Origin of the sequence: Acinetobacter calcoaceticus DSM 30006 = CIP 81.8 (assembly GCF_000368965.1) — a bacterium.
Taxonomy (GTDB): domain Bacteria; phylum Pseudomonadota; class Gammaproteobacteria; order Pseudomonadales; family Moraxellaceae; genus Acinetobacter; species Acinetobacter calcoaceticus.
The window spans coordinates 1,516,068-1,541,995 of sequence record NZ_KB849780.1; the positions used below are offsets into that span (position 1 = coordinate 1,516,068).

Annotated in this window: 20 protein-coding genes; 10 read left to right on the forward strand and 10 right to left on the reverse strand. The window is 39.9% G+C overall.

The features are described 5' to 3' along the window. The first annotated feature begins 137 nt into the window (after positions 1–137). Together F936_RS12155 and F936_RS12160 are read left to right on the forward strand one after the other, a co-directional pair. Positions 138–368, forward strand: a complete 231-nt coding sequence (locus F936_RS12155) for a hypothetical protein (RefSeq protein WP_005047633.1) — start codon at positions 138–140, stop codon at positions 366–368. A gap of 114 nt (positions 369–482) precedes the next feature. Further along, positions 483–800 carry a hypothetical protein gene (locus F936_RS12160; protein WP_005041460.1) on the forward strand — a complete coding sequence of 106 codons (318 nt, stop codon included), beginning with the start codon at positions 483–485 and terminating at the stop codon, positions 798–800. 95 nt (positions 801–895) lie between these two features. Here F936_RS12160 and F936_RS12165 read toward each other — a convergent pair whose 3' ends face one another. After that, positions 896–1,324, reverse strand: a complete 429-nt coding sequence (locus F936_RS12165; RefSeq protein ID WP_005047634.1) for a hypothetical protein — start codon at positions 1,322–1,324, stop codon at positions 896–898. Between the two features lie 1,312 nt (positions 1,325–2,636). Between F936_RS12165 and F936_RS19565 the strand changes: the two genes are divergently transcribed. Beyond that, entirely contained in the window at positions 2,637–2,930 is a 294-nt protein-coding gene (locus tag F936_RS19565) for a hypothetical protein (protein ID WP_005047637.1), read from the forward strand. Position 2,931: 1 nt separating this feature from the next. On the opposite strand, the gene F936_RS12175 is transcribed toward F936_RS19565, so the two are convergent. Continuing rightward, on the reverse strand, positions 2,932–3,837 hold the full coding sequence (locus F936_RS12175) for a LysR family transcriptional regulator (RefSeq protein ID WP_016801994.1): 906 nt from the start codon (positions 3,835–3,837) through the stop codon (positions 2,932–2,934). Between the two features lie 110 nt (positions 3,838–3,947). Between F936_RS12175 and F936_RS12180 the strand changes: the two genes are divergently transcribed. Next, positions 3,948–5,186: an SGNH/GDSL hydrolase family protein gene (locus F936_RS12180; protein ID WP_005047640.1), complete on the forward strand. Its 1,239-nt coding sequence runs from the start codon at positions 3,948–3,950 to the stop codon at positions 5,184–5,186. A gap of 48 nt (positions 5,187–5,234) precedes the next feature. Here the strand turns inward: F936_RS12180 and F936_RS12185 are convergent, their stop codons facing one another. The 5 genes from F936_RS12185 to F936_RS12205 form a co-directional block, all read right to left on the reverse strand. Further along, a complete protein-coding gene (locus F936_RS12185) occupies positions 5,235–6,590 on the reverse strand; it encodes an MFS transporter (RefSeq protein WP_005047641.1) in 1,356 nt (451 codons plus the stop codon). Between the two features lie 99 nt (positions 6,591–6,689). Next, entirely contained in the window at positions 6,690–7,961 is a 1,272-nt protein-coding gene (locus F936_RS12190) for a DcaP family trimeric outer membrane transporter (protein ID WP_100224329.1), read from the reverse strand. 279 nt (positions 7,962–8,240) lie between these two features. Next, positions 8,241–8,912, reverse strand: a complete 672-nt coding sequence (locus F936_RS12195; RefSeq protein ID WP_005047643.1) for a class I SAM-dependent methyltransferase — start codon at positions 8,910–8,912, stop codon at positions 8,241–8,243. A 73-nt stretch (positions 8,913–8,985) separates the two neighbouring features. Then, positions 8,986–10,680, reverse strand: a complete 1,695-nt coding sequence (locus tag F936_RS12200; protein ID WP_005047644.1) for an AMP-binding protein — start codon at positions 10,678–10,680, stop codon at positions 8,986–8,988. Between the two features lie 110 nt (positions 10,681–10,790). Next, complete coding sequence (locus F936_RS12205; protein WP_003651165.1) at positions 10,791–11,408, reverse strand: TetR/AcrR family transcriptional regulator; 618 nt, start codon at positions 11,406–11,408, stop codon at positions 10,791–10,793. A 144-nt stretch (positions 11,409–11,552) separates the two neighbouring features. Here F936_RS12205 and F936_RS12210 point away from each other — a divergent pair, with 144 nt between their 5' ends. Genes F936_RS12210 through F936_RS12230 form a run of 5 tightly spaced genes read left to right on the forward strand, consistent with a single transcriptional unit; the run spans position 11,553 to position 18,063 of the window. After that, complete coding sequence (locus tag F936_RS12210; RefSeq protein WP_005047645.1) at positions 11,553–12,725, forward strand: isovaleryl-CoA dehydrogenase; 1,173 nt, start codon at positions 11,553–11,555, stop codon at positions 12,723–12,725. 24 nt (positions 12,726–12,749) lie between these two features. Next, positions 12,750–14,351 (forward strand): carboxyl transferase domain-containing protein, encoded by a 1,602-nt coding sequence (locus F936_RS12215; protein ID WP_004642417.1) that lies wholly within the window; start codon positions 12,750–12,752, stop codon positions 14,349–14,351. 9 nt (positions 14,352–14,360) lie between these two features. Next, positions 14,361–15,164, forward strand: coding sequence for an enoyl-CoA hydratase/isomerase family protein (locus F936_RS12220; protein ID WP_005047646.1), 804 nt, complete (start codon positions 14,361–14,363; stop codon positions 15,162–15,164). Between the two features lie 11 nt (positions 15,165–15,175). Next, positions 15,176–17,164 carry an acetyl/propionyl/methylcrotonyl-CoA carboxylase subunit alpha gene (locus F936_RS12225; protein ID WP_005047647.1) on the forward strand — a complete coding sequence of 663 codons (1,989 nt, stop codon included), beginning with the start codon at positions 15,176–15,178 and terminating at the stop codon, positions 17,162–17,164. Then, positions 17,161–18,063 carry a hydroxymethylglutaryl-CoA lyase gene (locus F936_RS12230; RefSeq protein WP_005047648.1) on the forward strand — a complete coding sequence of 301 codons (903 nt, stop codon included), beginning with the start codon at positions 17,161–17,163 and terminating at the stop codon, positions 18,061–18,063. Before F936_RS12225 ends, F936_RS12230 begins: the two co-directional genes overlap by 4 nt. Before the next feature lie 249 nt (positions 18,064–18,312). Here F936_RS12230 and F936_RS12235 read toward each other — a convergent pair whose 3' ends face one another. Then, positions 18,313–19,254: a LysR family transcriptional regulator gene (locus F936_RS12235; RefSeq protein ID WP_005047649.1), complete on the reverse strand. Its 942-nt coding sequence runs from the start codon at positions 19,252–19,254 to the stop codon at positions 18,313–18,315. 204 nt (positions 19,255–19,458) lie between these two features. Here F936_RS12235 and F936_RS12240 point away from each other — a divergent pair, with 204 nt between their 5' ends. Continuing rightward, complete coding sequence (locus F936_RS12240) at positions 19,459–22,941, forward strand: indolepyruvate ferredoxin oxidoreductase family protein (protein ID WP_005047650.1); 3,483 nt, start codon at positions 19,459–19,461, stop codon at positions 22,939–22,941. 73 nt (positions 22,942–23,014) lie between these two features. Here F936_RS12240 and F936_RS12245 read toward each other — a convergent pair whose 3' ends face one another. Together F936_RS12245 and F936_RS12250 are read right to left on the reverse strand one after the other, a co-directional pair. Beyond that, positions 23,015–23,818 carry a thioesterase family protein gene (locus F936_RS12245; protein WP_005047651.1) on the reverse strand — a complete coding sequence of 268 codons (804 nt, stop codon included), beginning with the start codon at positions 23,816–23,818 and terminating at the stop codon, positions 23,015–23,017. Positions 23,819–24,014: 196 nt separating this feature from the next. Then, complete coding sequence (locus F936_RS12250; RefSeq protein WP_005047654.1) at positions 24,015–25,817, reverse strand: acyl-CoA dehydrogenase C-terminal domain-containing protein; 1,803 nt, start codon at positions 25,815–25,817, stop codon at positions 24,015–24,017. Between the last annotated feature and the right edge of the window lie 111 nt (positions 25,818–25,928).

Here is a 25,928-nt window from a genome sequence, read left to right on the forward strand (position 1 = left end):
TTTAATTAGTTTCTAAAGTTACAGTTAAATATAGGGTAACACCCTTAGACTTCACATTTAAAATTTTCGTGTTTAAATAAACCTATCTGAAGCTCTCAGATAAAACACACATCATAAATGATATGAGGTAATTAAAGATGAGCACTACTAATAATCAAAGCAATCAACCTAATAATCAGCAGCAACAACAGCAGCAAAATGACAACCGTAATAACCAGCAACAGCCAAATGGCAACCAACAGCAAAAAGATCAACAGCAACAAAACAATCAGCAACAACAGCAAAATGACAACCGCCGCCAACAACAAGGCTCTAATCAAAAAGATCCTAGTCAACAAAACTCAAATAACAATAATCAGCAACGTTAATTCATTGCCGATTTAATTGTCATTTGATGCGGTCTTCATTTTATTTAGGAAGGTGCCTTCACCTTCCTAAATTCAACATAAGCATAAAATTTAATAATAGATGAGGAAAAACTGATGACAGATCAAAATAGCGATCACGCACGACTGCCAGCTGGCGACCATAACTATTCTGATACTTATTGGCGCGAAAGTTACGTTACTCGTCCTTATTATCAAGAAGCTCAGCTTACTACTCCAGATCTAGATTATGATCGAGATTTCTCGACAGCCTATGAATTAGGTCATCGTGCCCGTACCGAATCTGAAGAAGGTGCTCAATTTGAAGATGTTGAAGGTAGCCTTCAACAAAAATGGGAAGAGCTGAAAGCTGAATCCCGCTTAAAATGGGAACATGCTAAACAGGCAATTAAAGATGCATGGAACGATAGATAGTATTTGAATGTAGTATCTTCTATTTATTAATTTAAAAAATATGAGCTTATTTCCTATTGGCCCTCGGAAATAAGCTCTTTTTATACGCCCCCTATTTAACTTTCATTTTTCTTAAAATATTCAATAATTTCTTCTCCGTTATTTATAGGAGTTGCTGAAGAAGGCAAGGTTTCATCGTAAGCATAGTTAGGTAAAGCAACCTTAGCTCGGATTGGTGGTAATTTTTCTTGTCCACCCGTGGTAATTCGTTCAATAAAACCTGCAAGCCACAATACAAATTCTTGAGTATTTTTACTTTTAGGAATAATACTTAAATCCAATTTAATTTTAGATTCCTGCAAAGGTTTAATCAGTAATTCAGCAAAATCAATATAATTGTATAAAAGCTTCAGATTTGTCCCCTTAATTTCATGTCTGAGTTCAATCATCAAATTGTTAAGATCTTCCATAGGCTCATCTGTAAAGCCTTTTTTTTCTTTAACATTTTGATATATTTTCTCAGCTATTCTTAAATACTGGGGCATATCCTTACCTTTATAAAATTGTCATCGCTACAATGAATTTTGGATGAATATAAGTAATTTATTGTGTGTATTTTATTAATTTTTTGAAACTATAACTCACCCTAGAAACAATTCAGTAACAACAAATTTATAGAAAGACAATAACCTACTAATTTACTGATTAATTTTATATTTTCATATAATTATCATTTTTATTATGTTACATATTTTATAGAAAATAACGATAAGAAAACTCACCTAAAAGTGAGCTTTCTTAGAAAAAATACTTATGAATTTTTATCAATTTGGTGAGGAGTAGTTGGATCATTAGCACCATGAGTTCCATCATCGCTTGAATTTCGATCTTGGCAAGCGCTCATACCTATTGCGATTGTAACAACCATGCTAACTGCACAAAAAATTCTTAACATTGAGGTCACCCTTATAAATTTTAAGATGTTGGCTTATGAATAACATTATCTTATGTTGGCCTACCGCTGTGGTTCTCTTAACTTTTGTAGGTTATGCAAGCTTTTGTAAAATCAAAATTAAACAAATGATTAAAAATACCATTCTTGCAATTGATATTTTAATTAAATTTTGGCATAAGCTAATTATTTAAGATTGCCATACTCATAAAAGTAAAATTGCTCATCCTTTCTGAGTTTATGTCTTATTAAGCCAATGATTGCAAACAATATATAAATAAACAATTAATAAATCTTTGATATATAAACATTAAAACTCAATTGTCGAAATTAGCTTTAATAATTATTCAATTGTTTAAATTCTAAATAACTTGTTATTTTATTAATGAAAATTTAAAAATATTAATATTTGTTTATATAAACCAATCTTTTATTTTTGCAATTGACCCGCTTTAAGGCTCAGCTTATGATGCTCCGGCTGACCTATTTTGTCAGTCGGTTTTAGCAGATCGTCTACCTAAGTGCACTAAAAACAAGTTTTTTGGTGTGGAGCCCCTCGTGCCTTTGACGGAGGAACGGGAGTGGGACACCTTCGGGTGTGCTGGTTTCTTAGGTATCAGTCTGCTAACCCTCTTTCGTTTCACCACCATAATTAATAGCAGTGATTGGGCACAACTTCTTTTATCAAGGAGTCTCTAATGACTATTATTTTATATCATTTTATTTTTATTACTCTTCATTATCTTATTGTTCAGCTTAAAACACGTTTAAAGAATTCTTCCCATCTTTTTACCTATCCCTACTTTTATCTTTTTAGGGAAAAGATCTCAACATTTAACGCCAGTTAAAGATGAGCGCATCTATAAGCATAACTTAACGATAACAACAACCAACGAAGAGCAATAATGATGTTTTTTTCATATCGTATTGTTTTAGTGTGCACTCTATTAATAATTTCTATAAGTTTATTAGGGTGCAGACCTATCAGTAAAAACGAATTCAATACTCATTGTGTGTGGTCAGGCCATGCGCTCTCACAATGCAATTGTATTTATAACGCTTTAGAAGAACATTATTCGCCACAATTTGTAGAAGATCTAGAAAAAGTAAGCTTACAAAATATTGATGCGAACATGAACTTTGTGGAAACAATGAATGAAACAATTCACCAATGTCAGTTAAGTGCAAGAAAAGACTAAATTAACTGATATTTGCATGTTCCACCAAGAAATCTAGAAAGACTCTTACACGTTTAGGAACGTATTTATCATGCCCGATCCAGACAGCATGAAATTCTTCAGAAGCATTAACATTCCAGTCTTCAAGAATTTTAGTTAACTGCTTTTGTTCTAGCGCTTTTCGAACTTGAAATTCATTGAGTTGTGCAATGCCTGCATCGGCAAGTGCTAACTGCAAAATCGCTTCCCCATGATTTACTCTTAAAACCTGAGTAGGTACGAGCGTGATTTCTTGATTCTCTTTTTTAAATAACCATGTCTTATTCTGGCGCTGATAACTTACGTCTAAAAGTTGATGTTCAGATAGTTCATCTGGATGCTGTGGACAACCACACTGTGTAATATATGCAGGTGAGCAGACATAATGTTTATGAGTATTCCCCAATGAGCGAGCCACCAAATTTGAGCTTTTTAAAGGTCCTGTCCGAATCGCGACATCAATTCTTTGCTCAACTAAATTAATGACTTCATCACTTAAGTGAGCCTCTAATTCAATTTGTGGATAGCGCTGATTAAATAAAGAAATACACGGCAACAAAAAATGGGTCCAATATGAAAGACTGGTATGTATTCTTATTCGTCCTTTAGGTGTGTGATTTGCAGTAACAGATTGTTCGAGTTCATCTAGCTCACTGAGTATTTGAAGACCTTGCTCATAGAACTGACAGCCTTCACTTGTGAGCTGAAACTGGCGTGTTGAACGATTCAGTAACCGGACTCCTAGTCGTTTTTCGAGCCGAGCAATTAATTTACTGACAGCAGACGGCGTCATGTCGCATGCTCTCGCTACTGCTGAAAAACTTCCTAATTCGACCACCCGAATAAAAATTGCCAACTCGCCAGATCGATTAATATCAAAACATGACATAACGAAATCTATTTATGAATCTAATTCACAAATCTTATTCCGCTTAGACCGCTATAACAAGCCACTAGTTTGTTTCAAGATGACTCTAATTCGTTTTAAGGATTCATGAGATGAAACTTTATAAATCTACCCTTTTCTCTTTAGTTTTATTGTCGACCGTAGCGCAAGCAGAAGTACAAAAAAACCAATGGATCACCAGTTGGTCAGCTAGTCCACAAAAGGTTTGGAATAAGGATTTTGTTTTTCCAACCCATATTCCAGAGCAAATATCCAATCAAACGATCAGACAAGTTAGTCAAATTAGTTTGGGTGGTGAAGCAGTTCGACTCGTTTTCACCAATCAATATGGCGAACAACCGCTTTATATTGATAAAACCACCGTAGGCTTAGTTAATTCAAAAAGTCTAAAATCTAACAGTACTTACCCTGTTTATTTTTCTGGAAAACTTAAAGCACAAATTTTACCGGGTAAACAATTGATTAGTGACCCAATTCATCTCTCTGTTCCTGATCATGCACAGTTAATGGTAAATAGTTTTATTCAAAAACCAACGACATTTAAAACTTTTCATTGGGATGCTAAACAAACCAGTTGGCTGATTACGGGTAACCAGACAGCAAATTTAAATACTCCTACCGATGCTAAAACAACCACTGCAAGATTATTACTCTCTGCGATAGAGGTAAAACCAAAGCATAAAGCCCATGTTGTTGCAGTTATTGGAGACTCAATTACTGATGGAGCAACTGCAACTCTAGATGCAAACACGAGATGGACCGACTTTTTAGCTAAGCGTTTATCGCCACATCAAGTAGCGGTGATTAATAGCGGAATTTCAGGAAATCGACTACTCACAGACGGTATGGGCGACAGTGCTTTAGAGCGCTTAAAAAAAGAAGTGTTTCAATATTCAGGTGTTAAAACATTAATTGTTCTGGTGGGCATTAATGATATTTCATGGCCGGGTACAGCTTTTGCTCCTAAACAAGAAATACCGTCTTTTGAAGCATTAACTCAAGGTTATAAACGTGTCGTAGAGGAAGCCCATAAGCAAGGCATTCAAGTGATTGGGGCAACCTTACCTCCATTTTCGGGTGCTTTACCCAATACCCCTTTAGATAACTACTACCAACCGAACAAAGATCAATTACGGAAAAAAATTAATGATTGGATAAGAACCAGTCAGACATTTGATGGAGTTCTTGATCTTGATCAAGGGTTAAAAGATTCAAAACATCCCGATCGATTAAACCCGATTTATGACTCAGGTGATCATTTACATCCAAATGATAAAGGTAATCAGCAAATGGCAAATCTGGTTCATTTAAAGCAGTTAATTAACAAATAAAATTTCCAGATACAGGTAGGAATTTTTCCCTACCTGTATCGATATCGATTAGTTACCTTCTAATTCAGCGGTAAGTTTCGGTTCACTCGGCTGTTTTTCAACTGCATGTCGTCGAAGCATCATGACTGCTAAAAGAGCAAGAATTGCAGGAATTGCGATCATCACGAAATTCATCGTATGTGGCAATTCTAATCCTAATAACATGCCCGTTAAGATTGGCCCAACAATTGCTCCAATTCGACCAACACCAGAAGCACAGCCGATGCCAGTAGAACGCACACTTAATGGATAATATTGAGCAACGTAACTATAAAGAAGAATTGAGGTACCAATGGTTGCTGCTCCTGCAACAGTCACCAAACCATATAAGACATAGGCTGGTGAGTTAAAGCCTAAACCGACTAATGCCACAACACCCGCTAGCAGCATTGCCATAATTACAGGTTTTAAATGGAATTTATCAGAAAGAATGCCGCCACCAATTGAGCCGATCATTGCGCCGACATTTAGGGCAAACAAGAATAAAATACTCTTTCCGAGTGAATACCCTGCGGCAAGCATGAGTTTTGGTAACCAGCTGCTTAAGGCATACACCATAAGTAAGCACATAAAGAACACTAACCAGAACATGAGTGTATTGAAAGCGCGGCCTTGTTGAAATAATCCCTTTACAGAGCTGCCTGTTGGAACATTATCGTCATTAAGCACTAACTGCGTATTGATCGTTAGGTTTTGTTCAGGTGAAATTTTTTGAATAATGCGCTGTGCTTGCTCAGTTTTACCAGTCTTAACTAAAAAGGTTAAAGACTCAGGTAAAAACTTCCATATAACAGGCAACAAAAATAAAGGGATGCCTGCAATCAGGAACATGATTTGCCATCCCTGACTTTCAACCAAATAACTACCAATTAATGCTGAAAGAATCCCTCCAATCGCATAGCCACTAAACATGGTACCTACTAAGGTGCTGCGTATACGTTTGGGTGCATATTCTGATGTGAGTGCAACTAAATTTGGCATTACCCCACCAATGCCTAATCCCGCTAAGAATCGAAGCACCCCAAACTCAAGTGGACTTGATGCAAAAGCACCTAAAAAAGTAAAACCACTAAAAAGAGCGACACAAATTAAAATCACATTTTTACGGCCTATTTTGTCTGCCAAAGTTCCAAAGAACATTGCTCCAAACATCATTCCGCATAGAGCCGTACTCGCTAACATCCCCGCCTGTACGGCCGTCAATGACCACTCTTGCATCAGCAAAGGTAGCACTACACCATAAATAACCAGATCATAACCATCAAAGATAATAATTAATAAACACCAAAGTAAAATACTCCAGTGATAAGGTCTAAATTTGGCCTGATCAATAACTTCATTTACATTTAATTTAGATGTTGTCATTTACTCACCTCCTTTGTGAGATAAATTCATATTCAATTTTTAAAACGACATATTGCACCCTAAAGAAAAAACAGATTATTCAAGGTTTTATTGAATTAATTAAAAATCATAACTCGCCATCATGTTGAAGCGGTTATCAGTCCCGTTACGCCCATCAAAAGTTTCGCGTTCGCCATAAACATATTCGACACCCAAAGTAATTGGTTTGTAAGGGTTATAAAGTGCATTCACCCAGCCCTGCCAAAGTTCTTTGTTTTGAGTTGTGCTAGTGCGTTGTAATTCAGCAAAACGGTTATCATCTTTGGCTTTCATATAGCCATAACCTAAGGTTGAACGAATTTGTGGCGTAAACTGATGGGTTATGCCCAATGAAACAGTGTCAAATTCATTGCTATGCATATTGTTTTGATCATCTATTGCATAACCGCTGTTACTCCATAGTAGGAAACGTCCATCTCCTTTGACATGGTAATAATCAGCTTTGAGTAATGTATCTGGCGTAATCTGATATTTCCCCCCTAGGCCTACACCCCAAGCCACTTCTTCATCATTGTTGGTTCTCTTTTCAGCCACAAAACTACGACCTGATAGCATCGAGCCATTTGTAAATTTATGATTTAAGCGCCCTACCAAAGCTGGTAAACGCATTTTGTTATCAGGGTCTGATGTAGCGGTATATTTCGGATCTTCAACCGATATTGCAAAGCTTGTATTTGCACTTAAGTTGTCGCTATAGCGAACCAGCGGTGATCTTAATAATGCTCCACCTACAAATGTGCCTGCATCAATCGTTTCTGGGTAATATTCTGGTGCAATAAATGTCGACCACGTTTGACCGATAAGCCATTTATCAAAAGTTAAATAAGCATGGCGTATACGGAACTGATCACGAGTGGCTGCCCCAAAGAAGTCCATTTCTAACTTTCCACCCACATCACCCACGGCTGTTGGGGTTTTAAAATTCAACCCAAAGCGTGTCACATTAACTGTGCTGTGCAACTGATCTTTTTGTGCGCCCTCTTCAGGGGTATTTTCGAGTGGAACCCCACTAATGTTGTTATACATGGTGGATGCACCCTTCATTTGATAAGAAGCATCTGCCCGTATATATCCATAGAGGTTAAATTCTGCACCAGATTTAGTTAACCCTTGCTGTATTGGCTGCGCAGCTTGAGGAGTTGCAGAAGTTGCTAGTTCCACTCGTCCTTGCGATAAAGATTTTTGAGCTTGTATATTTGCTTGTAGTTCTTTCACTTCTTGTCGAAGTTGTTCTATTTCAGGATCTGTTTGAGCTGCAAAGGCAGAAGACACAAACAGGGTCACAGAAACCGCCAATAGGCTTTTTTGAACCGTTGTATTTAAAGCATTTATCATAAAACTTTCCTTTTTTTGATCTTTAAATAGACTTAAAGATCTCGACATCCCTTTTGTTATGTACCTATTTAGATAGGTCCTTGAAAATTTGACTTTCTTTCTCAAGAAAGACCTTCCGTCATATTTTTTAGACAAAACCTCCCTAAAGCGGCATTAGGGCCACTTTTTAATTTGTTTTACGTAAAGCGAGTTCTTCTATTTTTTTCAGTTTTCATATTCTCTTCCTCATTGAGAATATTTGGGTGTTAAGACAACATTCCTATGTCTCTACTGACATTATTTTTTTGCAATTAAACCCTGATAAGTCAGAACCTGTGCATAAGACTGTACGCTTTCAAAGCTACTCTTTTGCAAAAGTTTTATATAACCTTCGGTCGTCAGGCTGAAGAAGTCTTGAGCCATACGCTCTAGCATTTTTTGGCATTGCTCCTCAGTTAAGCCTTGAGCCAAACATAAATAACGTAATGCTTGAAGCTGCTGAGGGTTTATACACGTCATTAAATCGTAGGTGAGCAAGACAGCATTTTCTTTTAAGCGATTATAAATATCTTTAAAGAACGCAGGTTTTATATCATCAGCAATAAAATGCGCCACAAGAATAGACAGTGCAGCATCAAAGCAATTTTCAAGAGGCAAAGCTGAAGTTTCCCCATGTACAAAAGTCACTTGTGAAGATTTCCCTAAAAGTTCAACCTGTTCTTGGGCTTTTTGAAGCATCGTTAAAGATGGATCAACGGCTGTAAATTTCCAGTTCGGATGTCTTTTAAGTAAATATTCGAGTTCATAACCCGTGCCACATCCCACAATTAATATGTGAGAGTTCGGTTTCAACACTGATTGCAAAATGGCATCCACCTGTTGATGGATCACTTCATAACCCGGAATTAATTTACGGATATGTTCATCATAACCATCGACTATTTTTGGGCTATTAAAGTCTTTTGCCATTTTGTTTTATCCTCTATTTAAACTGCCTTTCAATTTATAGTTTGCTGTACTTTGACTGGGCTTTTGGCTTTATTTAATCAAAGACATTTCCTGTTAAATTAAGCTCAGCACGCATAATTTCTTGTAACTTAAACTTTTGGGCTTTCCCAGAAGCAGTCATTGGAAATTCATTAAAGAATCGAACATAGCGCGGCACTTTATTATGGGAAATATGCTCTTTACAGAATTGACGAATGCTATTTTCATCAATTTGGTGGTGTTCATGCAAAATAATACATGCACAAAGTTCCTCACCATACCTTGCATCTGGCAAGCCTATCACCTGTACATCGCTCACATCGGGATGGGTATATAAAAAGTCTTCAATTTCTTTAGGAAAGAGATTTTCACCACCACGAATCACGACATCTTTAATACGGCCTTTAATTTTAATAAAACCGTCTTGATCCATTTCTGCAATATCACCCGTATGCATCCAGCCAGCCGCATCAATCACTTCACGGGTCTTTTCTTCTTCGCCCCAATAACCAGCCATGACTGAATAACCACGAACACATAGCTCGCCCAAAGTTCCTTGCTGAACAATCTGTCCTTCTAAATCGACAATTTTAATTTCAACATGAGGATGAACATGGCCAACTGTACTTACTCGCTTATCAATTGAATCGTTTACCGAGCTTTGTACACTGACTGGCGAGGTTTCAGTCATGCCATAACAAATCGTGATTTCAGACATATGCATTCGGTCTATGACCCGTTGCATAATTTCACGTGGACAAGGACTGCCTGCCATGATGCCCGTTCTTAAGCTCGACAGATCAAACTCATTAAATTGTTCATGTTCTAAAGTTGCAATAAACATGGTTGGTACGCCATATGCTGCCGTACAACGTTCTTGATGAATGGCTTTTAAAGTTTCTAAAGGATTAAATACGGCCGATGGATAGACCATCGTTGCCCCATGCGTAACACACGCTAAATTCCCCATCACCATACCGAAACAATGAAACAACGGCACAGAAATACAGACTTTATCTTGAGGTGTTAAACGAATACCTTCGCCAACAAAGTAACCATTATTTAAAATATTATGGTGGGTCAACATAGTCCCTTTAGGGTTACCCGTTGTACCTGAGGTAAATTGGATATTAATGGTTTCATCAAACTGATGTTGCTTGGTTAACTGTTTTAATTGTTCAAGCTGCTCAGAGTTTGGTGTTGTAACTAAATCACTAAAACGATGAATACCCGTATGTTGCTGGTCATCAATTTTAATCACGAATTTTAAATGTGGCAGTCGCTCTGAACTGAGCACTTTATCAGGACTGTTGGTTAACTCAGGGGCAATTTTTGTGAGTAATTCTTGGTAATCGGTGGTTTTGAATTGAGAAGCAATAATCAATCCTTTGCATGAGACTTTATTCAACACATATTCAAGTTCATGGCTTTTATAAGCTGTATTTAGATTAACTAAAATAATTCCTGCTTTAAAAGCTGCAAATTGGGTAACTGTCCATTCCACACAGTTTGGTGACCAGATGGCTAATCGGTCGCCTTTTTTTAAACCCAATTTCAACAAGCTACAAGCAAAAGCATTTACTTCATCCTGTAAAGCTTTATAGGTTAACCGTCTGTTTTGATGAAAACTGACGATTGCTTCCTTTTCTGCATATTGCCGACAGGCCTGATCAAATTGTTCACCAATGGTCATACCCAATAAGGGCTGTGTGCTTGGTCCCGAGGCGTAGCTTAACCGTTCTTGTTGCATTGAATCATTCTCCTTGATTCTTTGTAATTCTCTTCGTACCTGATCTAATTGTTGTTACTGCAACTACTTTTCCAAACCGCCTACTTTGTAATGTTTATCCTTTATATGCCCTATTTCTTCTGCACAGCATCCACACAAAAGTCAGCAATCTGTTTTGAAAAATAGTCTCTGTGTGCTTGATCAAACTTTGTATTTTGAGCTGGATCCAGGGGTTCAACGACCACATAGGTCATGGCACCAACAACACAAAGTGCTGCTGTATTTAAATCATCCAAGACAAACTCACCACTTGCATTTCCATCCGCAAGTATTTTTTTCATACTTTGTTTAATCAATTGCTTCACACGAAAACGCTCATGTTCAACCGTTGAATCGACGGGTTCAAACATGAGTGAATATGCAAGCTGGGGACTATTCAGTGCCCGTTTTACAAAGGTTGCCACAGCCTTATGTAATTTCTGCTTTGCCGATAAATCACTTTCGGTAATCGAATCGATCACCAACAGTTCTGTGTTAATGGCCTCAGACAAAACTTCAATGAGCACTTGGCTTTTATTATCGAAGTAGCGATAAACCAGACCACTTGATACGCCCGCTTGCTCTGCAATTGTTTGTATTTGCGCGTCTTTAAATCCTCCCTCTGAAATTAACTTTCTGGCTGAACTCAAAATCGACTTACGATTTTGCTCCATCCTCTCTTGCATTAAAGATGATCGTTTATAGCTCATAATTTATTCTCTAACAAATAAAATGAATTGTAAATCATTTTATGAATCTGTATTCACTTTTTTAAAAAATCATTGTATGGTACATCTCAAATACCCACAAAATATTTTATGGACAACAAATATAACCAATAGGATGAAAATATCATGAACCTCCGCAGCTTGAATTTCGGTCTAGATGAAACTTTAATTGCGCTTCAAGATTCAGTGGCCGCATTTTGTGCAAAGGAAATTGCACCAATTGCCCAACAAGTTGATCAAGACAACAAATTCCCTGCACATCTCTGGAAAAAATTCGGAGATATGGGCCTTTTAGGTATGACCGTTTCTGAAGAATATGGTGGTGCCAATATGGGTTATTTAGCTCATATTATTGCCATGCAAGAAATTTCTCGTGCTTCGGCAGCCTTTGGCCTCTCTTATGGTGCTCATTCTAATTTATGTGTAAACCAAATTAACCGAAACGGTAACGAGCAGCAAAAGCAGAAATATTTACCTAAACTGATTTCTGGCGAATATGTAGGTGCCCTTGCGATGTCTGAACCAAATGCTGGTTCTGATGTGGTTAGCATGAAATTACGTGCTGAGCAAAAAGGTGATCATTTCGTTTTAAATGGTTCAAAAATGTGGATCACCAACGGCGGTGATGCAGATGTACTTGTGGTTTATGCAAAAACTGACCCTAAAGCTGGTGCGAAAGGCATGACTGCTTTTTTAGTTGAAAAAGGCATGAAAGGCTTCAGTCACGGCAACCATTTAGACAAACTTGGTATGCGTGGCTCTAACACTTACCCACTATTTTTTGACAATGTGGAAGTACCTGCTGAAAACGTACTGGGTGGTGTCGGTAACGGTACAAAAGTACTTATGAGTGGTTTGGACTATGAACGTGCAGTTTTAAGTGCCGGACCTTTAGGAATTATGGATGCCTGTTTAGATGTGGTGATTCCTTATTTACATCAACGCGAACAGTTTGGTCAGGCTTTAGGTGAATTCCAGCTCATGCAGGGCAAACTTGCCGATATGTATTCAACTTGGTTGGCATGCAAAGCACTCGTTTATGCGGTTGGTGCTGCTTGTGACAAAGCCGACCATGACCGCAGCCTACGTAAAGATGCTGCAAGTGCCATTTTATATTCTGCCGAAAAAGCCACATGGATGGCAGGCGAAGCAATCCAAACTCTAGGCGGCAACGGTTACATCAATGAATTCCCTGCTGGGCGTTTATGGCGTGATGCAAAACTTTATGAAATTGGTGCCGGAACTTCTGAAATTCGCCGTATGCTCATTGGCCGCGAACTCTTCAATGAAACCAAATAATAATTATAAATAAGGACGCATCTTATGAACCAATTACAAAGCAAGATTAATGTTCGAAGTGAAGACTTCAAAACAAACCAGCAAGCCATGCAAACATTGGTCACAGATCTCAAACAAGTGGCCCAACGTATTGCTTTAGGTGGTGGTGAAAATGCCCGTCAAAAACATTTGGCTCGAGGTAAACTTTTACCCCGTGAACGTATTGATCAACTGATTGATGTCGGAACGGCATTTTTAGAAATTGGTCAATTGGCAGCGTACAACGTTTATGAAGATGATGTTCCAGCTGCGGGTGTGATTGCAGGTATTGGTCAAGTGAACGGCATCACTTGCATGATCGTTGCCAACGATGCAACGGTTAAAGGTGGAACGTATTACCCACTTACAGTTAAAAAGCATTTACGTGCACAAGAAATTGCCGAGCAAAATCACTTGCCTTGTATTTATTTGGTGGACTCAGGTGGTGCCTATTTACCAATGCAAGATGAGGTTTTCCCAGATCGCGATCACTTTGGGCGTATTTTCTATAATCAGGCACGCATGTCGAGCCTAGGTATTGCCCAAATTGCTGTGGTGATGGGTAGTTGTACCGCTGGTGGTGCTTATGTACCGGCCATGTCTGATGAAACGATTATTGTACGTAATCAAGGCACTATTTTCTTAGGCGGCCCTCCTCTTGTAAAAGCTGCAACGGGTGAAGTGGTGAGCAGTGAAGACTTAGGTGGTGGTGATGTACACACACGTCTTTCAGGTGTAGCTGACCATTTAGCCGAAAATGATGAACATGCAATTGCGATTGCACGTAACATTGTTGCTAACTTGAATAAGAAGCCAAATGATTTAAATAAGCAAGTTGATGAACCACTGTTTGATGCATCGGAACTCTATGGTGTAGTACCAAGTGATGCACGTAAGCCTTTTGATATTCGTGAAGTAATTGCACGCATTGTAGATGGTTCTCGTTTTGATGAGTTTAAAGCACGCTTTGGTTCAACACTCATTACTGGTTTTGCTTCGCTTTATGGGATGCCAGTCGGGATTATTGCCAATAACGGGATTTTATTTTCAGAGTCTGCACAAAAAGGTGCACACTTTATTGAACTGTGTACTCAGCGCAATATTCCTTTGTTATTCCTACAAAACATTACGGGCTTTATGGTCGGTCGCCAGTATGAAAACGAAGGGATTGCAAAAAATGGCGCTAAACTGGTCATGGCAGTTGCAACCGCAAATGTACCAAAACTCACCCTGATTATTGGCGGTTCGTTTGGTGCGGGTAACTACGGCATGTGCGGACGCGCTTATTCACCACGCTTTTTATGGACATGGCCGAACTCACGTATTTCAGTGATGGGGGGCGAACAAGCAGCCAGCGTACTTTCAACTTTAAAACGCGATCAAATTGAGCAAAAAGGTGCCGAGTGGTCAGCTCAACAAGAAGATGAGTTTAAACAACCAATCCGTGAGCAATACGAGCGCCAAGGCCATCCATATTATGCTTCTGCCCGCCTTTGGGATGACGGTGTAATTGACCCAGCTCAAACCCGTCAAGTACTTGGTTTAAGCCTTGCTGCTGCAATGAATGCCCCTATCCAGCCAACCAAATTTGGCGTGTTCCGCATGTAAGAGGTGTATATGAGCTATCAATTTTTACAACTCGAACAACAAGGTCAAGTTGCCTATGTTTGGCTGAATCGCCCTGAACTACACAATGCCTTCAATACCACAGTCATTGAAGAGTTGCATGCTTGCTTTAAGCAAATTAATACACGTGATGATATTCGTGTTGTGGTTTTAGCTGGTCGTGGCAAAAGCTTTTCGGCAGGTGCTGACCTAAATTGGATGAAACAGGCAGGTCAGGCATCTTCAGCAGAAAATGAAGCGGATGCTCTAAAACTCGCACAAATGTTAGATGCACTTGCAACATTGAGACAACCCACTATTGCCCGCGTTCATGGCATTGCCTTTGGTGGCGGTATGGGCTTGGCATCGGCTTGTGATATTTGCATTGCCAGCACAGATGCCAAGTTTGCAACCTCTGAAGTACGTTTAGGTCTTGCGCCCTCTACCATTAGCCCATATGTGATTCGTGCGATTGGTGCAAGACAAGCCTCTCGTTACTTCTTAACTGCTGAGCGTATTTCGGCACGTGATGCCAAACAAATTGGCTTGGCACATGAAGTCGCAGACGCGGAAGACTTAGACAGAAAGGTTCAAGAAATTATTGATGCTCTATTACTTGGTGGACCACAAGCTCAAGCGGCATCAAAACAACTCATTCAAATGGTGAGCAATCAAGCCATGAGCAATGAATTGCTGCAACAAACGGCGCATCATATTGCTCAAGTTCGCCAAGGTAGCGAGGCAAAAGAAGGCCTGAGTGCCTTTTTAAATAAACAACAGCCAGCGTGGACTGCCACCTCAAATAACAACAATTAAGGACGATCATCATGTTTGAAAAGATTTTAATTGCGAACCGTGGTGAAATTGCCTGTCGCGTAATTCGTACCGCAAAAAAACTGGGTATCGCAACAGTTGCTGTTTACTCTGATGCAGACGCAAATGCACAACATGTCAAACTTGCAGATGAAGCCCTCTATATTGGCCAGTCTCCTGCGACTCAAAGTTATTTACAAGCTGACCGCATTATTCAAGCTGCCATTGATACAGGTAGCCAAGCGATCCATCCGGGTTACGGTTTTCTTTCAGAAAATGACCAGTTTGCGCTAGCTTGCCAACAACACAATATTTGCTTTATTGGCCCACCAGTCGATGCCATTTTAGCTATGGGTTTAAAAGCAACCTCTAAAGCTTTAATGGAAAAAGCAGGCGTCCCTTTAACACCGGGTTATCACGGAACCAACCAAGATGCCGAATTTTTAAAACAACAGGCCGACCAAATTGGCTATCCAGTTTTAATCAAAGCCAGTGCCGGCGGTGGTGGTAAAGGCATGAGCTTGGTTGAGCGCAGTGAAGACTTTCTGCATGCCTTAGCCTCATGTAAGCGCGAAGCTAAATCAAGTTTTGGTAATGATGATGTCTTGATCGAACGCTATGTGATTCAACCGCGCCATATTGAAGTACAAGTGTTTGGCGACACACACGGTAACTATGTGCACTTGTTTGAACGTGATTGTTCGGTACAACGCCGCCACCAAAAAGTATTAGAAGAGGCCCCTGCTCCACAAATGCAAAGCGAAAAGCTTGATGCAATGCGCCAAGCGGCAATTGATGCTGCACGTGCAGTAGACTATGTGGGTGCTGGAACCGTTGAGTTTATTGTGGAACAAGATGGTACGGCGTATTTCATGGAAATGAATACCCGCTTACAAGTCGAGCACCCAGTGACAGAAATGATTACCGGTGAAGACTTGGTTGAATGGCAACTTCGTGTAGCTTATGGCGAACCATTACCTAAACTACAAAACGAATTGCAAATTCACGGCCACGCACTCGAAGCCCGTATTTACGCCGAAGAACCTGAAAAAGGCTTTTTACCTGCAATTGGTAAAATTGACTATCTGCACTACCCAACTCAAAACCAATACGTGCGTGTAGACAGCGGTATTGTTGAAGGCGATGAAATCACGACCTATTACGACCCAATGATTGCTAAACTCATCGTATGGGGTAAAAACCGTGAAGCTGCGCTTATTCAAATGCAACACGCTTTAAGTCAATTCCATGTAGATGGCTTAGGCAACAACATTGCCTTTCTTGAAAAGATTGTTCGCAGCGACTCGTTCAAACAAGCCAAGCTTGATACCAACCTGATTCAACGCGAACAAAACTTCTTGTTTAGCCCTGAAGATATCAAACCAGAACTTGTAGTGGCAGCAGCATTTATTGAGTTTCTAAGTAAACTTAACAACAGCTCAAGCCAAAAACAGCTTTGGCAAGCTCAACCACTTTGGCGTTTAAATATTTCCTACCAGCACAGTATTAAACTGAACTATTTAAACCAAAATATCCAAATCAAATTTGCTTCAAATGAACATGGCTTCACCGCAGAATATAACGGACAAAGCTACCCTATTTCTGGTCAATTAATTGATGCGCATACTGCCTCTGTTCAAATTGGCGCGACTCAGCAAAAGCTATCTTTTAATCAAAGTCAGCAAGGCATTACCTTATTCCAAAACGGACAAAGCTATAAGTTTGCTTATATTCGTCAAGATTTTAATCAGGCTGACAGTCAAGCCGATGAAGGTCACCTGAAAGCCCCAATGCCGGGTGTCGTCACGCAAGTGCTGGTGAGTGCAAATCATAGCGTTAAGAAAGACGATATTTTAATGACGCTTGAAGCAATGAAAATGGAATACACCATCCGTGCCCCTAAAGATGGCTTGATTGTAGACTCCTATTTTCAAGTCGGTGATCAAGTCAAAGCTGGCGATGAACTTGTTGAATTCCAGCCTGCTCAGGAGGAAGTTGCATGAGTGAGTTTGTCAAAATTGTGGAGGTCGGCCCCAGAGACGGCCTCCAAAATGAAAAGCAGGCTTTAACGGTTGAACAACGCTTAAACTTTATTAATGACCTGATAAATGCGGGCCTAAAATCAATTGAAGTGGGTTCATGCGTTTCGGCAAAATGGGTGCCGCAAATGGCTCAAAGTGATGAGCTATTTAAGCTGTTACCCCAGACCACAGATGTGCAATTTAGTCTACTCACTCCTAATATCAAAGGTTTTGAAACTGCTCAAGCCGTAGGATGCAAAGAGGTTGCGGTTTTTACCGCAGCTTCTGAAAGCTTTACCCGTAAAAATATTAACTGCTCTATCGATGAAAGCTTTGAAAAATTTAGCGATGTCATGAGCGCAGCGAAAGCACAGAACATACGTGTGCGTGGTTATGTCTCTTGTATTGTCGATTGCCCTTATGAAGGCACGATTGCACCTGAGCAAGTGGTGAAAGTCGTTAAACGACTCTATGACATGGGCTGCTATGAAGTGTCTTTAGGTGAAACCATTGGCACCGCAACACCAGATCGAGTTCAAAAGGTTTGGCAAGCCTGCCTCGCTGAACTAGACAGCAATGTTTTGGCAGGACATTTCCACAATACCTATGGCATGGCAATTGCCAATATTTATCAGTCCCTACAGCAAGGCATTCGTGTTTTTGACTCGTCCCTTGCTGGACTTGGCGGCTGCCCATACGCCAAAGGTGCCTCTGGTAATGTATCAACCGAAGACCTGTTTTATTTGCTGTCCCATATGGGATTTGAAACCGGTATCGACTTAGAAAAGTTAATGCAAGCCAGCCAAAATATTAGCAATGTATTAAACCGAAAAAGCTTGTCGAATTATGCAAATGCTTATTGGCAAACCAAGTGTGCGTAGTAATAAATAAAATAACTCAGCATCTGGTATAAGGCTTAATATTAGGCCGAGTACCAGATCATCCTATCTCATCTTTATCTCATTTCATTCAGGAATTGGGACTAAATCCCTTATGCAATTTATTTAAAATTTTGAATTAATCTCTGTATTAAATGCCCCACTCAACAGAAGCATTCTCTACCCTATTTTTATTCTAATCCGTATTATTGTTCATCCTTTTCTAGTTTAGTCCTTAAAAAATTTATCTCATTATTTATAAAAATAAGATGCATCCATTTCAATTCTTGGTGAAATATATTCTTCCACCCAATCCAACCATGCACGCGTTTTGGCGTCAATAAAATGACGTGAAGGCAATAAGGTATAAACCCCAATATCGGGCGAACGCCACTCAGGCAAGATATGGCATAATCTTCCATTTTGAACTGCCTCTAAAGCCGAAAACATCGGCAATAACGCCACGCCCATGTCCTGCTGTACAACATCTAATAATAATTCTGGGTTATCTGCAATGAGTTGCCCACCAATATCAATTTGGTAAGACTCACCATTTGCATTTAACAAATGCCAATCTGCTGTAATCGATGGATTAACTAATCGTAAACAAGCATGATTTTTTAAGTCTTCTGGTGACTTAGGAACACCATGTTTCTCAAGATAAGCAGGTGAAGCACATAAAACAGAAAAAATAGTGCCAATTCTGCGAGCAACAAAGCGGGAATCTGTTAAAGACTCAGTGAGATAGAGACTGACATCTACCCCTTTTGCCAACAGATCTGGAACGTATTGCGATGTCGTATATTCTACTGTTAACTCGGGATAATTTTTGCAAAACTCGGCCATGACTGGAAATACGTAATGATGCCCAAAGCTTCCCATACTCAATACACGTAAACGTCCTTTGGGTTTTGAGGCGGTTCCAGCGACTTCTGACTCAGCCTCATCCACCATTGAAATCACTTGTCGACAACGTTCTGCATAAGCTGCACCAATATCGGTCAGTGCCTGCTGGCGTGTTGAGCGTTGTATTAATTTTGTACCTAAGCGTGTTTCTAGCTCGCTGATAAGACGTGAAACCTGTGCTGTGGTCAGATCCATCTGCTCAGCTGCTGCTGTGAAACTCCCGCTATCAATCACTTTCAGGAATGCATGCATTGCATGCAATAGTCCACCATCGAGATTTTTGCGCATAACGTAAATATGTTTTCCTAAATTACGGATTGTTGCACCAGTTTAGATCAACCACAATGACTAAATGTACATACATTGGCACTAATTCTTTTTAAGAAGAGGAACCGATCTTTTTTTATTTCGTATGTCACTTGCTCCAAATATTCAACTGGATGTTGAAAAAAGAAAGTAGTCCGAGCTACTAAAAATTCTAAGGAGATATAAATGAACATAGCTACAAAAGTCACTCCAAATATTATTGCAACAAAGGATGTGTCACTTGAAGATAAATATATAAGTGATAACGGTACAGCATATATGACCGGCATTCAGGCACTTGTACGGTTGCCTCTTGCTCAGACTCGCCGTGACGCGATTAATGGTTATCATACTGCTGGTTTTATTTCTGGTTATCGCGGTTCTCCTGTTGGTAACTATGATAGTTTCCTTTGGCAAGTTCAAGGATTACTTAAATCCCATAATGTTGTATTTCAACCTGGTGTAAACGAAGACTTGGCTGCTACCGCAATTTGGGGTACGCAACAAGTTAATCTTTCAGGCCAAGGCAAATATGATGGAGTGTCTTCATGGTGGTATGGTAAAGGCCCAGGTGTTGACCGTTCAGGCGATGTACTCCGCCATGCTAACTTAGCTGGTACCTCTGAACGTGGTGGTGTCGTTGCTTTATTTGGTGATGACCACTCATGTAAATCTTCTACAATCCCTCACCAGTCTGAACATGTCATGATTGGTTGTGGTATTCCAATTTTCTACCCAACATCCGTTCAACAAATTTTAGACTTTGGTGTTCACGCCATTGCCGTTTCACGTTTTTCTGGCCTTTGGTCTTCAATGAAGCTGGTCAGTGAAATTGTAGAAACTTCCGCTTCAGTTCATGTTGATCTAGACCGTGTTACTCCAGTTATACCAGAAGATGTCAATTTCCCAGAGGGTGGCGTTAACATTCGTTGGCCAGATCATGGCATTCAGCAAGAAGAACGTCTTTATAAATATCGCTTACCTGCTGTTTTGGCTTATGCCCGCGCGAATAAAATCAACACCGTAACATGGCCTTGTGAAAATGCCCGTATCGGTATTGCCGCAAGTGGTAAAGGCTATTTAGATACGATTGAAGCCTTACGCATTTTAGGTATTGAAGATGAAACTGCCCAACAGCTTGGGCTACGTGTTTATCAAGTTGGTCTAATTTGGCCTTTAGAACCTCAAGGCGTTCGTGAATTTGCTGAAGGTTTACAAGAACTGATCGTTATTGAAGAAAAACGTCCAATTATTGAAACACAAATTAAAGATGAGCTGTATTCACTTCCTGATGGCAAACGCCCACATGTGATTGGTAAAGCCACCGATGGTAAAGGTGAATGGAGTACCTCTATTGAGGAAGCACCACTCATTGGTCACTATGAGTACCAGCCTGAACCTATTGCAAAAATGCTGGCTACTCGCTTCTTAAAACTAGATATTCCAGAAAACTTAAAAGTACAAATCCAAAATAGAATCGACTTACTGCTAAAAGCAGAGCAAGAGTCAAAACGTGTTATTGATCTTGCTGAGCGTAAACCCTATTTCTGTAGTGGTTGCCCACATAACTCATCAACCGTAGTTCCTGAAGGTAGCCGTGCGTTAGGCGGTATTGGTTGTCACTATATTGCCGTTTCACTTGACCGTGGTACCGAAACGTTCTCTCAAATGGGTGGTGAAGGTGTAAGTTGGGTAGGTGCATCACCATTTACCAATGAAAAACATATTTTTGCCAACCTTGGTGATGGAACCTATTTCCACTCAGGTTACTTAGCAATTCGTCAGTCTATCGCTGCAAAAACTAATATTACCTACAAAATCCTCTACAACGATGCGGTCGCTATGACAGGTGGTCAGCATGTAGATGGACATTTGAGCGTTGCGCAGTTAACTCGTCAGCTTGCTGCTGAAGGTATTAAAAAACAAGTCATTGTGACTGATGAAGTTAAACTATTAAACGAAGAAGACGGCATTGCACCGGGTGTAGAAATTCGCCACCGCAATGAACTTGACGCGGTTCAACGTGAATTGCGTGAAGTTTCAGGTGTGACCGCTTTAATTTATGTACAAACCTGTGCCAGTGAAAAACGCCGTCGCCGTAAACGTGATGCCTACCCTGACCCAGCTGAGCGTTTATACATTAACAGTGATATTTGCGAAGGCTGTGGCGACTGTTCGAAAAAATCAAACTGTTTATCTATTGAGCCAGTAGAGACAGCTTTAGGTACTAAGCGTCAAATTAACCAAAGTAGCTGTAATAAAGATTTCACTTGTGCTGAAGGGTTCTGCCCAAGTTTTGTGACTGTTCATACACGTGATATGAAACGTCCAGCTAAATTTGAAGGAATTGGCGCAGGCTGGCCAACATCACCAATCATTCCTCAGTTATATGATGTTCCAAGTCGTATTATGGTCGGTGGTATTGGTGGTACAGGTGTTGTGACTATTGGTGCACTCCTTGGTATGGCGGCTCACCTAGAAGGTAAAGCAACACGTGTTATGGACATGGCTGGACTTGCTCAAAAAGGCGGTACGGTTTATTCATACGTACAACTTGCAGCAAGTGATGAGCAAATCTCTTCAACAAAAATTCCAGCGGGTCAATGTGAATTACTGATTGGTGCAGATGCCGTAGTCGCTGGTGGTAGTGCCGCACTTTCTCGCTTAAGAGATGATGCTTTGGTTATTGTGAATGAAGACAGCACGCCGACTTCTGAATTTATTAAATCTCGTGACTGGTATGCGCCTATTACCGATTTAGTTGATCGTCTTCGTGGTCGTGTTCGTCAAGGTCAATTGGTTTCATTACCAGCCGCTCGTATTGCAACACAACTACTGGGTGATGCAATCTATACCAACCAGTTATTACTCGGTATGGCTTGGCAATCTGGTCGTATTCCGCTCTTACGTGAAAGCATTGAAAAAGCAATTAAGTTAAATGGTACTGCTGTTGAAAAGAACATCGAAGCTTTCCGCGTGGGTTGTCACCTTGCAAGTGACCCAGCTTTAGCTGCACGTTTACTTGCGGCAATGCCAAAAACCAAAACGCCGCAAACGTTGGCTGAACTTGTTGAAGACCGCTCTGCTCGTCTGACAGACTATTGGAATGACGCTTATGCAACTAAATACCGTACGCTGGTAGAACTGGCTGCTAAAAAGTTACCAGAAGAATTAACTGGTACGATTGCAACCCAGCTTTATAGAGTCATGGCGTACAAAGATGAATATGAAGTTGCACGTCTGTTAACCGGCAAAAGCTTCAAAGAATCGATTGAAACACAGTTCGGTAAAGGCTTACGTTTAACTTACCATCTTGCTCCGCCAGCGTTACTGGGTGGTCTTCAAAATGTTCGTAAACGTGCATTTGGTTACTGGATGCGTTTCCCAATGATGATGCTTGCTCGCTTACAATGGCTACGTGAAACTTTCCTTGACCCATTTGCACGTCAAGAAGAGCGTCAACACGAACAAGCATGGCGTGACCGTTACATCGCATTTGTTGAAGCACTTGTTGAAGCTCCAGAAAATCATAACTTGGCTGTTGCTGAACAAATTGCAAAATTACCAGCAGAAGTTCGTGGTTATGGACATATCAAAATGAAAGCAATGGACGCTGCAAAACAGCGTTGGGATGAACTTACACCAACACTCATTAAAGTTCGTAGCTAAGAAATTGCTTAAAAATTAAATCTGGAAATAAAAAAGTCATCCTCAGGGATGACTTTTTTATGGGTTCAAATATTTATTTGGTCATCTTACGTAAAGTTAAAATCTGCTCGCTTCGTCCAAATGGGCCATAGAGGTCATGTAAAACCGCGCTTGTTAAGCCAATGCCATCCGATCCATATTGCTGAACAGTTTCCAAACCTAACCATTTACCTTGCGGATAACGATGCATGTGAATTTGCAAATCAAGATTTGGAAAACCCCACGTAAACTCACCTTCTTGTCTTGGTACAATTCCGTTTGCGGTATCCACCATGCCAATCAAATGTGCAAAATCTGTGGTCGGCTGCCCTTCAACCATTTCTTTATCATTATTTAGCCAAACAATGCCTTTACCTGCGCGATGCTGATCATCAATTTTTGTCACTAGTGTTTGAATAAAACCACCCGGCCATCTTTTCATACCCTTCCACTCTGTAAAAGAGTCTGGATGATGAACTGGCTGATCTTCAAGCCCAGCAATATCAGAACTGTCTTGAGTACACATTCGCCATGCTCTGGCAACAATACAAGTTTTACCTTGTGCTTGCATTTCAGCTTCTATTAGCTCAATTGTTTTTCCAGCACGAATCACTTGGGTCTTAATTGTAAACTCACCAAATGCAATAAGACCGAAAATATCAAAACTAATTCGACCAATTCTCATGCCTTGTCGTGGTGAAAACTGCTCTAACTCCGCTGCTATTAAGCCACTTGCTGGTGCCATATGCTGTTCATGGGGGTTCCAAGTGCCTTGTGCATGAACAGTTGAGCAATAATGAGCAATGACCTCACCTTGAGGACCAATTGATCTATTCAGTAATTGATAATAAGCATTCATGATTTTCTTTCCTTAGTCCTTATCGAACATCAATATTTAATGAAAGTTCACGTTTTAATGCTTATATTAATGGTCTACTCCTTTGACTAAATTGATTTTTCCTACCAAAAACTCATGAGTCTAAAGTTACAAATTTAATCAATGGGTAAAATTCCACATGAAAATCCCACCCAGTGATCCTAAAAGTTACGATTCACTAAAATGCAAAAGCATCTTGATCAAGCTCCATGACAGATTCAGCTCCTGACTCAATTGCGGCAGCATGACTTTGTGTACGATGCAAAAGTTTTTGATAGAAAAACTTAGCTGTGCTTAGCTTCGCTTTATAAAAAGCTTCCTCTTGTGTACCTAATGCCAATTTTTCATGGGCAACTTGAGCCATTCGAACCCAAAGATAGGCAAACACGACGTAACTAGAAAAATAAAGATAATCTACAGAGGCCGCGCCAATTTCTTCTGGATTGTGCTTCGCTTTTTCAGCAATTGTTTTAGTGAGTGATAACCATTGTTGCTTAAGTTCACCTAATTTTTCTAAATAAGGTTTCAGTGCTACATTTGCTTGATGTTGAAGAATGAATTGATCAATTAAACCCGTCATATTCTTTAAGAGCTTGCCTTCTGAATTTAAGACTTTACGTGCAAGCAAATCTAAAGACTGGATTTCGGTTGTTCCTTCATACAATGTTGAAATGCGTGCATCACGTACAATTTGCTCCATTCCATGCTCAACAATAAACCCATGCCCGCCAAACACCTGAACACCATGTTTTGCAGACTCATTACCAGACTCAGTTAAAAAGGCTTTAGCAATAGGCGTTAAAAAAGCCAGTAAATTATCGGACTGTTTTTGCTGCTCTTGATCGGCTGAACTTTCAACAATATCTACATGTTGAGCTAGAAAATAAGCTAGCGCACGTCCACCTTCAGCAAATGCTTTTTGTGTCATTAACATTGAACGCACGGCAGGATGCACAATAATCGGATCGGCATTCTTTTCTGGATATTTTGGACCAGATAATGAACGCATTGCGAGGCGTTCTTTGGCATAACTTAACGCGCCCTGAAATGAAATTTCAGAGGCAGCGAGCCCTTGTACTGCCGTTCCAATGCGCGCGGTATTCATAAAGGTAAACATACAATTAAGCCCACGATTTTCCGGACCAATCAAATAACCTTGAGCACCATCAAAGTTAAGAACACAGGTGGCATTTCCGTGAATACCCATTTTATGTTCAATGGCACTACAGACGACCTGATTGCGATCTTGCAAATTACCTTCATCATCTACATTAAATTTAGGCACGATAAACAAAGAAATACCTTTTGTACCTGCGGGTGCCTGAGGTAGTCGAGCTAAAACAATATGAATAATATTTTCAGAAAGATCGTGTTCACCTGCCGATATAAAAATCTTTTCCCCAGTAATTGAGTAACTACCATCCGGATTTGGTTCAGCCTTAGTTCTAATTAAACCGAGGTCCGAGCCCGCATGTGATTCGGTTAAACACATGGTTCCAGTCCAGACACCACTAATTAACTTGGTTAAAAACTGCTGCTTTTGCTGTTCTGTTCCGTGGTGTTCAATTGTTCTCATCGCACCATGAGATAACCCTTGATACATTGCCCAAGCCCAGTTAGAACCACACAACATTTCAGAAATCGCAATGCGTAATAGAGTTGGTAAGCCCTGCCCACCATATTCAGGGTCGGCGGTTAGAGAGGTAAACCCAAGTTCGGCATATTTTTGGTAGGCTTCTTTAAAACCTTTCGGTGTAGTCACTACGCCTTGATTTAAATGACACCCTTCTTGATCACCATTTTGATTAATAGGTGCCAATTCATTTTCACAGAAATCTGCTGCTGCCTCTAAATATTGATCAATTAATTCTCGATTTACGCTTTCCTGATATTTGCTTAAACGTTGGTAGTTCTCTTCTGTTTGAAGCATTTCATGCAGAACAAATTGCATATCACGTAATGGAGCTTTGTATAAAGGCATAATTTTTTCCCTTTCACTTCACTGTCTGTTTCATGCAGGCAGATATGTTTTTCCTTGAATAGACTTTTATTTTTTCAACTCAACCAAAATATCAAAAAATTTCTTATAGCA

Excerpts from the sequence above, each read along its gene's own strand:
- F936_RS12180 (WP_005047640.1), top strand. The coding sequence starts at position 3,948 with ATGAAACTTTATAAATCTACCCTTTTCTCTTTAGTTTTATTGTCGACC.
- F936_RS12160 (WP_005041460.1), top strand. The coding sequence starts at position 483 with ATGACAGATCAAAATAGCGATCACGCACGACTGCCAGCTGGCGACCAT.
- F936_RS12215 (WP_004642417.1), top strand. The coding sequence starts at position 12,750 with ATGAACCAATTACAAAGCAAGATTAATGTTCGAAGTGAAGACTTCAAA.
- F936_RS12185 (WP_005047641.1), bottom strand. The coding sequence starts at position 6,590 with ATGACAACATCTAAATTAAATGTAAATGAAGTTATTGATCAGGCCAAA.
- F936_RS12165 (WP_005047634.1), bottom strand. The coding sequence starts at position 1,324 with ATGCCCCAGTATTTAAGAATAGCTGAGAAAATATATCAAAATGTTAAA.
- F936_RS12240 (WP_005047650.1), top strand. The coding sequence starts at position 19,459 with ATGAACATAGCTACAAAAGTCACTCCAAATATTATTGCAACAAAGGAT.
- F936_RS12195 (WP_005047643.1), bottom strand. The coding sequence starts at position 8,912 with ATGGCAAAAGACTTTAATAGCCCAAAAATAGTCGATGGTTATGATGAA.
- F936_RS12245 (WP_005047651.1), bottom strand. The coding sequence starts at position 23,818 with ATGAATGCTTATTATCAATTACTGAATAGATCAATTGGTCCTCAAGGT.
- F936_RS12235 (WP_005047649.1), bottom strand. The coding sequence starts at position 19,254 with ATGCGCAAAAATCTCGATGGTGGACTATTGCATGCAATGCATGCATTC.
- F936_RS19565 (WP_005047637.1), top strand. The coding sequence starts at position 2,637 with ATGATGTTTTTTTCATATCGTATTGTTTTAGTGTGCACTCTATTAATA.
- F936_RS12220 (WP_005047646.1), top strand. The coding sequence starts at position 14,361 with ATGAGCTATCAATTTTTACAACTCGAACAACAAGGTCAAGTTGCCTAT.
- F936_RS12155 (WP_005047633.1), top strand. The coding sequence starts at position 138 with ATGAGCACTACTAATAATCAAAGCAATCAACCTAATAATCAGCAGCAA.
- F936_RS12205 (WP_003651165.1), bottom strand. The coding sequence starts at position 11,408 with ATGAGCTATAAACGATCATCTTTAATGCAAGAGAGGATGGAGCAAAAT.
- F936_RS12175 (WP_016801994.1), bottom strand. The coding sequence starts at position 3,837 with ATGTCATGTTTTGATATTAATCGATCTGGCGAGTTGGCAATTTTTATT.
- F936_RS12210 (WP_005047645.1), top strand. The coding sequence starts at position 11,553 with ATGAACCTCCGCAGCTTGAATTTCGGTCTAGATGAAACTTTAATTGCG.
- F936_RS12230 (WP_005047648.1), top strand. The coding sequence starts at position 17,161 with ATGAGTGAGTTTGTCAAAATTGTGGAGGTCGGCCCCAGAGACGGCCTC.
- F936_RS12225 (WP_005047647.1), top strand. The coding sequence starts at position 15,176 with ATGTTTGAAAAGATTTTAATTGCGAACCGTGGTGAAATTGCCTGTCGC.
- F936_RS12200 (WP_005047644.1), bottom strand. The coding sequence starts at position 10,680 with ATGCAACAAGAACGGTTAAGCTACGCCTCGGGACCAAGCACACAGCCC.
- F936_RS12250 (WP_005047654.1), bottom strand. The coding sequence starts at position 25,817 with ATGCCTTTATACAAAGCTCCATTACGTGATATGCAATTTGTTCTGCAT.